9 protein-coding genes are annotated in these 14,885 nt (G+C 41.6%); 1 reads left to right on the top strand and 8 read right to left on the bottom strand.

Annotation, left to right across the window (positions count from 1 at the left end):
• Positions 1-178 precede the first annotated feature (178 nt).
• The 8 genes from fucP to FHT21_RS01135 all read right to left on the bottom strand — a co-directional run bounded on the left by fucP (position 179) and on the right by FHT21_RS01135 (position 14,323).
• The gene (gene fucP, locus FHT21_RS01170) at positions 179-1,411 is read right to left on the bottom strand and encodes an L-fucose:H+ symporter permease (protein ID WP_167292978.1); all 1,233 of its coding nucleotides are present in this window, start codon (positions 1,409-1,411) and stop codon (positions 179-181) included.
• 28 nt (positions 1,412-1,439) lie between these two features.
• A complete protein-coding gene (locus tag FHT21_RS01165) occupies positions 1,440-3,338 on the bottom strand; it encodes a glycoside hydrolase family 97 protein (protein ID WP_167292977.1) in 1,899 nt (632 codons plus the stop codon).
• A gap of 119 nt (positions 3,339-3,457) precedes the next feature.
• On the bottom strand, positions 3,458-3,631 hold the full coding sequence (locus FHT21_RS01160) for a hypothetical protein (protein ID WP_167292976.1): 174 nt from the start codon (positions 3,629-3,631) through the stop codon (positions 3,458-3,460).
• Between the two features lie 267 nt (positions 3,632-3,898).
• On the bottom strand, positions 3,899-4,396 hold the full coding sequence (locus FHT21_RS01155; protein WP_167292975.1) for a CHRD domain-containing protein: 498 nt from the start codon (positions 4,394-4,396) through the stop codon (positions 3,899-3,901).
• Between the two features lie 25 nt (positions 4,397-4,421).
• Entirely contained in the window at positions 4,422-6,275 is a 1,854-nt protein-coding gene (locus FHT21_RS01150; protein ID WP_167292974.1) for a RagB/SusD family nutrient uptake outer membrane protein, read from the bottom strand.
• A 17-nt stretch (positions 6,276-6,292) separates the two neighbouring features.
• Positions 6,293-9,376 (bottom strand): TonB-dependent receptor, encoded by a 3,084-nt coding sequence (locus FHT21_RS01145; protein WP_167292973.1) that lies wholly within the window; start codon positions 9,374-9,376, stop codon positions 6,293-6,295.
• 22 nt (positions 9,377-9,398) lie between these two features.
• Complete coding sequence (locus FHT21_RS01140) at positions 9,399-11,150, bottom strand: RagB/SusD family nutrient uptake outer membrane protein (RefSeq protein WP_167292972.1); 1,752 nt, start codon at positions 11,148-11,150, stop codon at positions 9,399-9,401.
• Between the two features lie 11 nt (positions 11,151-11,161).
• Complete coding sequence (locus FHT21_RS01135; RefSeq protein WP_167292971.1) at positions 11,162-14,323, bottom strand: SusC/RagA family TonB-linked outer membrane protein; 3,162 nt, start codon at positions 14,321-14,323, stop codon at positions 11,162-11,164.
• A gap of 291 nt (positions 14,324-14,614) precedes the next feature.
• On the opposite strand from FHT21_RS01135, the gene FHT21_RS01130 reads away from it, so the two are divergent.
• On the top strand, positions 14,615-14,776 hold the full coding sequence (locus FHT21_RS01130) for a hypothetical protein (protein ID WP_167292970.1): 162 nt from the start codon (positions 14,615-14,617) through the stop codon (positions 14,774-14,776).
• The last annotated feature ends 109 nt before the right edge of the window (positions 14,777-14,885 follow it).

The following is a 14,885-nucleotide window of genomic DNA, read 5'->3' as shown; positions in this document are numbered from 1 at the left end:
CGCTGTTTAACCCATTGATAAAACCCAGTTTTCTCAAAAGTTTTAAAGAATAAAAACCCAGCCACCATTGGGTAACCAGGTTAATATAGAACTAAAACTAAAAAATTATCATCCGGGACTTTAGATTAGCACTGGGTTTAAGGCCAACTCTGTGTTAAGATGGGATGCTGAAAATTGTTTACCTGATTACCCTAAAAAATCTGGCAGCAAAAAGAAAGATCACTACATAACAGATAATGGGCAGATAATAAGCATGGGCAACATCTGCATTGGCTATCTTACCCATAAAATAAGGCATTACCGCTCCGCCAACCACCCCCATAGAAATGTACGAGGAAGCTTGTTGCGTATGTGAACCAAGATTTTTCAGGCCGAGACTAAAAATGGTAGGGAACATAATACTAAAGAAAAAATTGATACTTAGCAATGCGCAATACGATGTCCAGCCCCAGCTTTGGGCTACAATAAGACAGGCAACAATACTACAAATGGCGAATGCTGCAAGGATCTTATTCGGGGCAATAAATTTCATCAGGTAAGTCCCAACGAATCTTCCGAGCGCCATCATTACCATAAACAATACCATAAAGTTTCCGGCCTTCTCATCAGAAAAGCCCATCTTCTCATGTCCGTAATTTATAAAATAACTCCAGGTACCCGCCTGTGCAGCTACATTAAAAAACTGAGCCGCTACTGCCCAAACAAAGTGCCTGTGCTGAAAAAGGCTTTTTCCAGGAGCAATATCGATATTCTGTGCCGCTATGGGTTCATCAGAAATGTGGTGCGGATCGATCAGATCGGGAATGCGGATAAAGAAAAAAGCCACCGCAACGATCAAAATAAATCCTCCGAGTCCTGCGTAAAGCAATTTTACCGAATCGAGGGAATTTTCGTGTCCTCCGGAAGTTACTCGAAGTAAAAAGAATGTTCCTATCGCCGGGCCAATTATTGCACCTATTGCGTTGAAAGACTGAGAGAAGTTTACTCTTCTATCACTGGTACGCTGATCGCCCAGTGAGGCCGCAAAAGGATGTGCAACAGTCTCCAATGTTGCCATTCCGCAGCCAAGAATAAATAATGCTATCCTAAAAAAACCAAAACTTTCTGCATTTGCAGCTGGTACAAAAAGAAAAGTACCCAGCGCAAAAAGCCCGAGCCCCAATATTACACCGGCTTTATAACCAAAGCGCTTCAGAAATATCCCAGCAGGAATGCTCATGATAAAATAGGCACCAAATACGGAAAATTGGATTAGTCCAGACTGTGCTTTTGATACGTTAAGTACATTCTGAAAATGTTTATTGAGCACATCGCTCATGGAGTGTGCCACTCCCCATAACATAAATAGGGAAGTAACCAGGATAAAAGTTAAAAGGAATTTCTTTTCTGTAAAAGCAGGTTTGTTGTTCATTTTGATGTGGTTGTAATCCTTTATATCATTATTTTTTATGGAGCCAGATTGCGGCACCTCCTGAAGCCTGGAGATCCAGTTTCAGGATAGATTTTGAATCAACTGTTATGTCTTTTATCCCCACTTTAGTGGCAGTGGCAACAGTGTTGTCATCGTTATAAATCCGGGCAACAAATTTTTGTCCCTTCGGAAGAAAATCGAACTTTAATTCTACCTTACGGGCCTCGTTATTGGTAATACTACCTAAAAACCATTCCTCGCCACTGCGCCTTGCTGTTGTAACGTACTCACCAGGGTTTCCCGACAAAACCTTTGTTTCATCCCAGGTAACAGGAATCTTGTCCCAGAATTCAAGCTCGGGTTCGCCTTTATAAAGGGCTGGTTTATCATACCAATATAAAGTTTGGATGGGGCTGAAATAAATGGCAGCCAAAGCAAGCTGATGTGCGTGAGTAGTCTTAATCCGATTATTAAAATAACAGATGGTATAATCTGCAGCTCCTGCAATATACCTGGTAAACGGCATTACGGTATTACTGGTGGCATCGGGCATTTCTTCATTTCCCCTTATTCCTTCTGCTGTCATTAAATTGGGCCAGGTGCGTTGCTCGCCCGTTGGGCGCCAATCATCGTGAATGTTAACCATTATCTGGTTCTGTGCTGCCTGTTGTATGGCTTTTTCTACCCATGTTGTCCAACGGTGTGAGCCAGATTGCACAAAGCCAAACTTAACCCCTGCAACACCCCATTTTTTGTAGATTGAAAAAAGACTATCACTCTGCATCAAGAGCGCCTGTTGGTTAACATATAACCACACCCCTATTCCGTTTTCTTTTCCGTATTTAATAATTGCAGGTAGGTCGAAATCGCTGATGGCCACTTTTGATGCATCTGAACTGAAACTGAAAGCGGGGCCATACCATTTCCAGTCGAACAGGATATACTGCAGGTTGCGTTTTTTTGCAAAATCGATATTCTCTAGTGCATCTTTTGTAGTTTGCGTCATCACGCGCATAATCTTACCCGGTTTTATCCAGCTTTGATCTTTTATTTTAGATGATTCATTGAGGTTTAAGATCAGATCTGTCCCTTCAGCGATGCCTGCTGCACTTTCGGCAACCATTATCGATCTCCAGGGGCTTGCTACTGGAGAAATCAGATCTACAGGGGTAAACATAGAGGTAACTACTGTATTTTTTTCCTTCAGTTTAAATTTTGTTCTGGAATAATCTACCATCTGGGCCTCTAACAAAGATACAAACAGACCATTTTTCAGTTCAAGTGTCAGTGGTCGTTCGGCTTCTGCATCCCAATTTTCCAGTGCCACCTTATTATATGGTGCCTGTGCCCAGTTTGCCTTCCAGGCCGATGTACCTTCTTCAAACTTAAATTCAGTATTTTCCGACATGATCCGGTAATAGGTTCCTTTAACATTTTCCGGGAAGAAAAAGCGGAATGCAACACCCTGGTTATAGGCCCTGAATTCGATATTCATTTCGTATATCGGATTATCATCCTTCACCGTTTTAATCACCAAACTGTTGTAATGATCACGGATAAATTTCCTTTCTCCATAAACAGGAGACCAGGTGGTATCTTTTTGCGTGCGCACTGAATTCTTTATCTCGAGATTCTCAAACCAGTTTTGATGGATATCTACTGGAAGTGCCATTGCACTTTCTGACAGGTGGTTATCAAGCTCCAGATCAAGTTTCGACTCTAGAATAACATTTTTTCCTTTATAAGACAATTGATAAAAAAATGCTTTTTTATGATCTGCTGATTCTTTTTGGTAAAAACGGATCATAAGAGACCTGTCAGGAGAATAAAGTATCTGTTCTGAACCAGGATTGATATTTTGCGCTGATGCCCTAAAAAATATAAGAAAGAAAAATAGTGTAAGAAAAGTATATTGGTAAAATTTCATAAAATGTTAGGCGTATTGGGGCATTTATTTTAAAAATCAGATGCGGTTATCAACAAGACAACCCTAATAAACGGGTAAAAAATATAGTACTGGAAAACTTCGTTATCCGCTAAATCAAATTAAATATTGTTATCCTTTGGCTCCAGGGGATGTTCAGCTTCTCCATCTCTAAAAATTCTTGTCGCAATGCGATTCCAATGTTTTCGGATATCTTCATCTGAAACTAACTTCCGCTTAAAGTTGAAAGGCAGATGCTCTTTATCAGTTTTTTCTGGCAGATTTTCGTTTTTCATATTGTTATGACACAGCGTAGTGTTTTTAATACTCTATTAATCTATAAAACCGAATAATTTAAAAAAGTATCCAAAACAAAGAGAATTTTCATCCTGTCGAAGGACTCCTACGGAGAACCTGTTGAATGCCCCATATTAATAGTCTTAATGTGTTTCGATACTTCGTAAAACTCAGTATAGGCCGAGCTCAACACGACAGCATCAGAGGTAAAATTGTCTTTATGATACACCCTCTTCCACTATACTTATTATTCTTGCCGATGAGGATCAGTTTTTGATCGATTTAAGTTGCCCCCTGATTATGCCTGTTGGGTATTTTTGGGTACAAAGCACATAATAACAGCTTCCGTTAAGTAATACAGGTATTTCTGTTGGGCTTAGCTCGGCATATCCGCCAAGCCCAAGGTTAACCGAGCCTGATGCATTACTGTTGGAAAAAGTTACTGTTTTGATCAGGGTGCCGTTAGTTCCTGTTGCTGCGGGCCCATAAAATTTTACCGAAGTGATTACATCAGCAGGAGTGCCCGTAAAAATATTGCTCCAGGTTAGGGTAAAGGTTAGCACATTTGCTTGTTCATCGTACCAGCCATTAAAACTTCCTGTAGCATTAACACCTGTAGCGGGTACCATTTGCGTTCCATCTGCAGCGCCGGTAACAGTATAAGTTGCCCCGGTTAAGGATTTCAGTTCTTTTCCTTTTGTACAGCCTGTAAATATGACGACTGCACATAAAACCAGAATTTTAAATATGTTGTTTTTCATCATTTTTATATTCTTAGTGATTATTAGGTTAATATCCTGGGTTTTGTTTCATCGAAGGTGCTTTAGTTAATTCTGCCTGTGGGATTGGAAAGAAATACATGTTATCCCTGAAAACATTTTTCCTCACTACAATTGTACGGTAGCTGTAACTTCCGTTACTTGCCCTGGTAATTTCCATCCCATGAAGATCCTGGTTGAGTACCTGAGGTGCGGTTTTCCATCTTCGCACATCCCAGAAACGGTGTTCTTCAAGGGCAAGTTCTACCTGACGCTCGCGTTGTAAAAATGTTCTCATTTCTGCCTGTGTCATGCTGACTTTCATTCCATACATTCCATCGGTACCTGCTGCGATACCTGCACGGTCTCTTATATCCTTTAGCCAGGTGTAAATTTGTGAAGATGGCCCGCTAAATTCGTTATTGGCTTCAGCGGCGTTCAATAACACTTCGGCATAGCGAATCAGAATTCTTGGCCGGTTTAATTCTACGCCGCCGTTAGCCACATTATTGGCGAGCATTTTATAGGCAAAGTAACCTGTACTTGTACCTGTTGCGGTATAAATCCCATCAGTTCTTGCGCCAGAGATGGATGCATCATTCGTAGGTGAAGAGGGTATATCTCCGGTGTAAGTCCATACCGGCTGATCTGTTGCTTTACCATTCAAAAAGCGCAGCCCTCCATTATAAGTAATGGTGGCATAAAAACGGGGATCGCGGTTGAGATACATATTATTTCCAGTACCCGGATATCCTGAGGCAGGATCGTCAATTGCTTTTCCATTAGCCATTCCAAAAGCATCTACAAGTTCCTGTAAGGGAAAACAACTAGGCGTACTCTGATATCTTGTACCCCTTGTTGCCGGATTGGCCAGCGTTTCCCTGATCATATTATTTTGAGTGGTGGTTGCGGGTAAAAAAGAAAAAACAGCCTCAGAATTTGGTGTAGCAGCGGTAAGCCCATTGAGAAACTGATTATAGAAAAATGGCGTAACCCTACGAAATAAAGTATATTGCCCCAGGTTAATTACCGCTTGTGCTGCATCGGCGGCAAGTTTCCAACGGTTAGGATCGGTATTCCCCAATGAAACCAGCCGTGCAGGATCGTCGCCCCTTGATACATTTATCAAAGGACTTGCTGCATATAAAAGTAAGCGGGCCTTTAGTGCCAGAGCGGCTCCCTTGGTAGCCCTGCCATAGTCGGCCGGATTACCTGTAGCCGCCACAAAATCAACAGGCAGCAGGCTTGCAGCAGCATCACACTCTGATATAATGTAGTTCAAACACTCCTCGTAAGTATTACGTGGCAAATCAATCGCATCTCCATCGCTAAAAATGGTGTTACCTATTAATGGGAAGCCTCCATAAGTTTTCAGCATAGTTGCATAATACCACGCCCTTAAAAACCGCATTTGCCCCTCCAGAAGTTTTTTGGTATTGGCGGTCATGGGGATACGCGATTGGTTTTTAAGAAAAATATTAACCGCCCGCACCTGTTGCCAGGTAATTGTCCAGATCTCGGCAGTTACGTTGCTTGGATTTACTGCCCCACCGGCCCAATAAGTTTCCTGTTCGGTTGGGGCATTTGCCGACTGTACTTCATCACTTGCAGCATCAACGCCTCCTCTTCCCCACCTATTTGGCTCCCATGAATAACTTAGATTGCTATACCTGCTGTTTACATAATTCCAACTGTTCAAACTATCCGTAAAAACGGTATTTTCATCTATCTGACTCAATTTTTTTTGGTCGAGAAAGCCTGATTTCCTGCATGCGCTCAAACCAGCAATAAGCATAGCTGTAAACATTAACCTAGATCCAGATACAATCATTAGGCTTAAACAACCCGCACTTATTTTTTTATACACTAAAATTGTCTTTTTCATTTTTCTCTCCTTTAAAATTAAAAACCTACCTGCAGTCCAAAAGTATAGTTCGTTGTAATTGGGTATGCCGTGCCGGCGTTACTGCCCTGGGCAATTTCCGGATCAACCTGAAACTTACCGGTATCTCTGATGGTAAAGAGATTATAACCTGCCGTGTAGATTCTGCAATTCTGAATAAAATGCGTTTTATCTATCCATTTTTTAGGTAGCTGAAATCCTAGTTCGAGCGATTTCAGACGGACATAACTTCCGGGAGTAAGACTAAAATCGGATATGGTTTGCCAGGTCCTGTTATTAATATTGTTATTAAAACCAATTCTAGGAAAAATAGCGTTATCAGGATTATTTGGGCTCCAACTTTGGAGATGCAGCGGCTGCGGCACACCATTAAAAATATCAGTCCCTTCGGCAAAAACGTTAATGGCATAACCCCATGCTCCCTGTACCAGGGCACGCAGTGAGAAATTCTTATAGTTTAACCCCAGGTTTATTCCATAAGTATAGGTTGGAATATTAGGCTGCGACAGGAAAGTCTGGTCGGCAGCGGTGATAAAGCCGTCGCCATTTAGGTCGGCATATTTCATATCACCCGGCTGGATGGTACTCCATAAAGGGTAAGCCACCCCAGATCTAACCGATCCGTTTGCATCAAAATCTGAAGCTTGATAAAAGCCAATAAACCGGTAACCTTTAGTTAAACCAATCTGTCTTCCGGTTTGTGCCAAATAAGGATAATCGGGCGCCTCACTGATATAAATGATCTTATTTTTAAAGTGCGAAAGGTTACCACCAATTGAATAGGAAACTGCCCCGATCTTGTCGCGGTAGTTCAGTTCTACCTCAAATCCTTTGTTATCAGATATTCCAACATTTCTCCTTGGCACGGCCTGACCAATTATTGCAGATATTGCCCCTTGGTTAATTAGCTGATCGTACCGATATTCATAAAAATAATCTGCAGACATGGTGAGTTTCCCGGCGAACATATTGATATCGACTCCGACATCTGTTTTTCTCGATTTTTCCCAGGTTACATCAGCATTTACCAATGCACCTTCGGTTGCGCCGTTTCCAAAAATCGTTCCTGAACCGGGCAGTGTATAGGCTATTGAAGTAAGTACTGTAGGGTAACCAAAGTCGCTTCCGGTAAGCCCATAAGATCCTCTGAACTTAAAAAGATCAATAAAAGGGAACAGTTTTTTAAAGAATTTTTCCTCACCCAAATTCCAGAAGCCAGAAATTGATGGGAAAAAGCCATAACGTTGTTCTTTTCTAAACAAATCGTTACCATTTCGTGCAACATCAAATTCAATACCATAGGTCTGCCTAAAATTGTAGCCTAACCTACCAGAGATCCCCCTGAAGTTTACCGGAACATTTCCACCGTTAATGGTGCTGATATCATTTACCAATGCCAGCGCATAAACCCTATGGATACCAAAATTGTGGTCGTAATTTAGTGATAACTGACTGTTTACAGAATTATTAAACACATCGTTTCCAATGCCCTGCGAGAAAACCGGAAATCGGTTATTGCCTTTGCTGCTATAGGTGTTATTTGCTGAGTTATAATAAAAAGCGGGGAGCGTTGCCGGATCGCGCTGAAGATTGCGGTGTTCGTTAATGTTGCTGGCATAAGATACATTTAATTTTGCTTCCAGGCCCTGGGCAATGAAATCGAGTTTTTGGTTGGCACCAGCTACAATATTAAAATTGTTATTGTAATTCCGTTTATATCCGCTGTTGGCGAGCCGGCTTATGGGGTTAACATATCCATTTCCCCAGCTTTGGTTTGCATAGCCATAGGTTCCGTTAGGATTAACGATGGGCATACTAAATGCCGAAAGGTTTCGGAAAGAAATTAATTCCTTAAATAAGCCAGCCGCATCAATCGGTCCATTAGGATTATTAATAGTTTCAAAACGCCCGTTTAAATCAAACCTGATATTGAGGGTTTTGGTTGGTGTGATATCTAAATTGGATCTAAAATTTATCCGGTTATAGAAATAATTGGGTTCAACACCGTCATCATCAGGATTTGTAGGTGTAAAATCGCGTAATAACCCGTTCTGCTTAAAGTAACCAAAGGATGTAAAATATTTCACTTTGCTGTTTCCGCCGCGGATATCGACATTGTAGTTGCTCTGCGTTGAGCTGTTTTTTAACAATTCGTTTTGCCAGTTCACGTTGGGATGTCCGTAAGGATCCGATCCATCTTTAAACATTTTCAAATCGGCAGCAGTCCATGGCAGCGTAAGCGGTGAGGCTAGTTTATAACTGTCGTTAATGTAAGCTTCGTTTTGCAAAACTGCAGTTGCATAAGCATCCAAATAGTTGGGATACTGAATTACCTGGTTTACACCAAATTGTGTGGAAACGTTAATGGAAGGTTTAGAAATCATGCCCCGTTTGGTTGTAATTACCATGGCACCATTTGCCCCCCTTACACCATATATTGCTGTAGTGGATGCATCTTTCAGGATCGTAATGGTTTCAATCTCATTGGGATCAAGCTGGGCAACCTGTGCATAAGTATATTGAATGTCATCAACAATAATGAGTGGCTGGTTATCATTGTTCATTGAATTTACCCCACGGATAAAAAATTCGGCTGCATCTGATCCTGGTTGCCCGCTACGCTGAATAGCCGTAAAACCAGGCAAACGGCCCGCCAGTGTATTCTGAATGCTCGAAGTAGGGATGTTTTCGATCTCGGCTGCTTTGATTGAGCTCACTGCACCTGGATTGGTAATTCTTTTCTGTGTACTGTAACCTACAACTACCACATCATCAAGCCCTTTGGTATCAGGCTTCATTTTTACGGCCATTTTTTTCTCTGCATCGGCTTGCAGGGTAAGGGTGATGTAACTTACCATGGTAAAACGGATCGTATTATTAACTGATTTTAAGGTAATTACAAAATCTCCGTTTTCATCGCTAATTGCTCCGTTACGCAGATTTCCCTCTTCTGAAACGGTAACGCCAGGCAAAGCTATATTTTTTTCATCCACAATATGCCCTCTTATTGTCCTTACCTGAGCATATACCCTTGTGGAAGTAAAAGCAAGTAGGAACAAACAAATTATCTTTATAAATTTCATAACTAATATTTGTTGTTATCGATTAGTAGTTGGGGTTTTGAGCAATATTTGGATTAGCCAATATCTCGTTATTTGCAATTGGCAAAAGGTACATGTTATTGGCATTGAAGAAAGGAGTAGCCACCGTAATTGGCGTGTAGGTTAAAGAACCATCTGCATTCTTAACGATGCTAACACCATGCAGCGAACCCGTTCCATATACTTCTTTGGCAATCTTCCATCTGCGGATATCGTAAAAGCGCCTTTCTTCAAAAGCAAACTCCAAACGGCATTCATTCTGAATCAGGCCTCTCATCTGCTCTTTACTCAACCCTGTAGGGGCTGCAAAAGGATTTAAACCGGCGCGTTGTCTTACCGCGTTAACGGCTGCATAAACAGTTGCATCAGGCCCTGCAAATTCGTTTTGTGCTTCGGCATAGTTTAGCAAAATATCAGCATATCTGATGAGGCAAAAAGTTGATAGGCCGGATGGGTGATACATGGTTGGTGTAAAGGCTGTATTGTTATCATCCTGTGCCAGAAATTTCTTTTGGTAATAACCGGTTTGCGTTTGTACACCGCCAGCAATATTGGTATTATTCGGTTTGTCTAAACCACCCTCATAAGTTTGTACAGGTCTTCTGAGCCAGGTGGCTCCGTTGTAGAATACGGTTTGAGAAAGCCTTGGATCGCGGTTTGCATACGGATTGGCCAGATTATAACCTGAAGTTGGATCGGCTATAGCCTTGCCATTTGCCATCGGAAAAGCATCTACCAGTTCTTGTGTTGGGCTCACAATTCCACCACTTACCACATTACCCACGGTATAACCAACAGGTGAGGCCTGGTTGCCCCAAGTAATCTGGTAGCTTGCTGCGTAACGCATAAAAACAAATTCTTTGTTTACATGGGTCGTATTCAGAACGTAGCGGTTAGGCTCTAATGCAAACATATTGAGGTCCATGATCGCTTTCATGGCATCTGCCGCTGCTTTCCATCTGTTGGCATCGAAACTTGGGTATCCGGTAAAATCAAGCGCGGGCGTAGCTGAAGGATTAAAAAGTGGACTTGCAGCAAGCAACAATACCTTAGCTTTGATGGCCATAGCGATAGTTGGGCGCATACGACCGGCATCGTTATCAGTACCCTCTGCTACCCCATTGCCGCTGCCGCGGTTTGCCAATGAGGCATCGGGCCTTAATTGATCCTTTACGGCATCTAACTCTGATACAATGTAATCTACACAGGCGGCAAAACTGCTGCGTTTTAACTGTAGTAAGGCAGGATCATCAGGGTTGTAAACTTTTTCACCCAGCAACGGAACACCGCCATAACGCCTGATCATTTCATAATAGAAATACGCCCTTAAAGTGCGTACCTCAGCCACAAGCCACTTGGGTAATGTCGGGTCGCTCCAGGGCACACGTTTATAGTTATTCAGGAAAATGTTGGCCCTGCGTATTGCGCTATAACAGTTTGCCCAGTTATCATCGAAAGTATTAATCGAATTGTATCCACCGTTAATTACGTTCCAAACAGCGTTGGCCCTGTTACTCGGCACCCCATCTCCCGCAGCACAATCCAGTTCCATTCCATTCAAACGTATAAAACCATTGGGTAGCTGCGAGTATATTTTAATTACCCAAGCTTGCGCATTGGTTCCTGTTGCATCATACTGGTCCCATATGTCGCTTTCTTTATTTATATTCAGCGGATGATCTTCAAGAACTTTTTTACATGATATAGATAAAACCATGAAAAAGGCAAGCGAAAGATTGATAACTAATTTTTTCATATCGTTTTTAATTAAAACTTAGCGTTGATTCCAAAATTGAAAACCTTTAACATTGGATAGGTTGGGTTTAGTGACTCAGGATCAACGTCATTCCTGAATTTAGATAGCGGCGACCACGTTAATAGGTTTAGCCCGTTGCTAAAGAACCTGATCGAAGGAACACCAATCTTTTTGGAGAGATATGCCGGGATAGTGTACCCGATTTCGACATTTTTAAGCCGAACAAAACTGGTATTCTGAAGCCAATAGCTAGATACCTCCTGATTATTGGCATTTGCACCTAACCATAAACGCGGCTGATTAGCAGTAGCTGCTGTTCCGGGTGTCCAACGCCCCAGATTAAACTCAAAAGCATTTGCCGCACCGCCATTGCCAAAACCATTATAGAAATCGCCATATTGTGCTGTTGGCCCTCCCAATGCGGTTTGGCGATTCATTACGCCCTGTAACAGTGCATTAAAATCGAAGCCTTTAAAATTAAAACCAATTGTGGCACCGTAGTAAACGGTCGGTTTTCCGCTGCCAATAGGCCCCTTGTCTAAATCATTGATTATTCCATCGCCATTCCTGTCCAGATAACGGATATCGCCAGGCCTTAACGAAGATTTTGGAGTTGCCGCAAGTACAGCCGTTGCCGGATCGTTAATTTCAGCAAGGCTCTGGAAAAGGCCCATTGCGGTATAACCATAAATGATACCCACCTGCTGACCTGTTTGGCGCTGGTAGTCGTAATTCCGGGTAATTTCATCCATGTAAATAACTTTCGATTGAACAAGCGAGAAATTACCTGAAACAAAAAAGTTAAAATTGCTGATGTTATCCTGATAAGTGAGGGAAATATCAGTTCCTTTATAATTGTAGATGTATAAGTTTTTATTGGGGTAGGCCGCGCCGAGTATGTTGGTTTTTATGCCCGGAGCACCTACTAAATCATAAAACCTGTTGTTAAAATATTCGGCGCTAATGGTTAATTTATTATTCCAAAAACCCAGATCGAGTGCGATATTGGTCTTTTTTGCCTTTTCAGCTGCAAGATCGGGATTGGCAAGGCTATTTTCTCCGGTACTGCGGGTAACACCCACACCAGTATTTCCAAAATAATACCCATCTCCATTATTGGTGTTGGTAGCCGGTGTCCAATACGTTTGGATATAGGTGTAATAGCCAGCATTTGCCTGTCCGGTTTGCCCATAGGTACCACGGATTTTAAGATTGCTTACCCATTTTAAATTGTTTTTTACAAATTCTTCATTGTGGATATTCCAACCCATTCCCAAAGCCCAGTAAGGTGCCCAGCGATTGGCAGGCGCAAACCAGTTGTAACCGGCATAGCTACCTGCCGCTTCAAAAAGATACTTCTGATCATAATTGTATTGGAACCTGGCTGCATAATCGGTATAAATTTCCGGAAGTGTACCCGTATCGAACTGCATGGTGCTCTGTTCGTTTCTCAAAACAAGGGCCGATAGGTTGTGCTTTTCAAAACTATGCTCGTACCCCAGATCGGCTTCGGTATAAATAACCCTGCTGCGTACACCTGGTGTTCCTGTTGTACCTTGCTCTGTAATAGTACCTACAGCGGTATAAGAATTGTCTGGATTAAGTTGAAAAGATGCAAAGTTCTTTGACCGATCGGTTTTATAAAGTGTCGAATTATTGTACGAACCCTGGATTTTAGCATATAGTCCCGGCAAGAACACATCAAGGCGTTGGGTTAGCTGGAGATCGACTGAAACATCCCTCGAATCCTGAAACTGATACCCACGTTGCAAAATCTGTCCGTAAAGATTTTGATTTTGGTTATAAGTACTGGTACCACCAAGCGTACCATTTGGGTTAAATACAGGATAAGCATTGTTTGGAGTAGCAGCAAGGCTCGAAAAAACCGTGGCAGTTGTGCCCCCAGGCTGATTATTTTTGGCAATCCTTCCGAAAAGATTGAGCTGCATTACTGTGGTTTTGGTTAGGTCTACCCCCAGGTTGCTCCTTACAATATACCTATCAAGCTGTGCATTGGTATTGTAAGTGTTTAATGAATCGTTGGTATTAAATAAACCTGTCTCCTTTAAATTATCCAGATCTACAAAATAACGAAACCCCTTACCGCTACCCTGTACATTGAAATTGTATCTGTTGATATACGATTGCTTCCGCAGCACAGTATTATACCAATCCACGTTGGGATGACGGAAAGGATCAGTCTGGTTTTGGTAGAGTGCAATATCTCCAGCAGAATAAGAAGGTGTTAACGTTACGCCAGCTGGAGCGTCGTTCTGTTTGGCTTCATTATAAAGCATCGCATAAGTTGCTGCATCAAGCGACTTTGGAAGGGTAATTGGTCTTTCAATACCACCCTGCGCAGAGAACGAAATACGCGGTGCTCCTTTATCTCCCTTTTTAGTCGTAATCGCTATAATCCCATTTGAGGAGCGCATGCCGAACATTACTGTAGCCAGTGCATCTTTGTAAACTGAAACCGATTCGATCTGATCAGGGTCTATAGAAATATAAGGTCGCTGCACACCATCAATTAGCACAATGTTATTACCAAGAGCAGAACGCACATTATAGTTCAAGCCATTTCCATCGAGGCCTGGGCCACCGCTGGTAAAACCGATGTTCAGACCAGCAATCCTTCCGGGCAGCGCCTGAAGAAATTGCGAGGCTGGAGTTGTTGTTAATTGGTTGGTATTAACAGTAACCACAGACTGAAGCTGGTTTTCTTTTAACTGACGTCCGTGCAGCACCTCAACCGAAGCCCTGTCAACTGCCAAAGAATCCTTTGGGTCTATCCCGATAACATCTTTTGAAGGAAGGTAACGTCCGGCAAGCTGAATCCACAATGAGCTTTTCCCACCTTTATAGATCTTTTCAAGGGTATAAAAATCGGGGTGTTCAAATTTTAGCTTATCACCAACTGTTCCTGGCAAAGCAAAATACCCATTGAGACTGGAAAATACGGTAACACCGCTAATGGTATTTGAAATTTTTACATCTTTTAAAGGTTTTCCATTATTATCAACTACGGTCCCTTTCAGTGAATCCAAAAAAATCTTTTCAGTAGCTTTATGGTTCTGGGAAAGTCGGTTTGCCGCGAAACTATAGGCACTAAGCAATAGAAAAACAAAACCTAATACTAGGCTTTTCTTATCTAAAATGTAATCGTTTATCATAAATGATATCTTAATTGGTTAGCATAAAAGTAGTGTAGACGACTAGGTCTTCTTACTTGTAATAGTTGTACCTAAATGATGGGGATTCAAAAAATGCGCCGCATAGAAACAGCGTTTAATCTCATTTTTTTTATTTTGGTCAGATATAGGGTACAACAGTTTATAGACACGGTTGGCTTTATTTGATACTCATTTATAGGGAAGAAAATTGAATAAACCCATGGTAAGTTTAAAACATATAAGGTACATTCTATCCAGAACGTACCTCATTAACCAAATATAAAATCTGATATGCAGATTTATATCTTTATAGGGGCTTCGAGAATTAAAGAATATTCTGCCTTTTTCATTTCAGATCATTATTTTATTGAAGAAATAACCCATCCTGTTTATGGCAATAACGGAACCTGGATAATTTTTATAAAAATATTGTGGGTGGGACTGTTGAATTAAGTCTCGGTATTCTGACAGTTCCAGACACATAAATCGACTAAAACTAAATATGAAAAAGAGACAGTCAGAAATTAAATCAGACGTCCCGCCCAGCAATATTCCGTTGAGT

Source organism: Pedobacter sp. SG908 (assembly GCF_011759615.1).
Classification (GTDB): Bacteria; Bacteroidota; Bacteroidia; order Sphingobacteriales; family Sphingobacteriaceae; genus Pedobacter; species Pedobacter riviphilus.
This window is presented reverse-complemented; position numbering and strand designations above follow the sequence as displayed.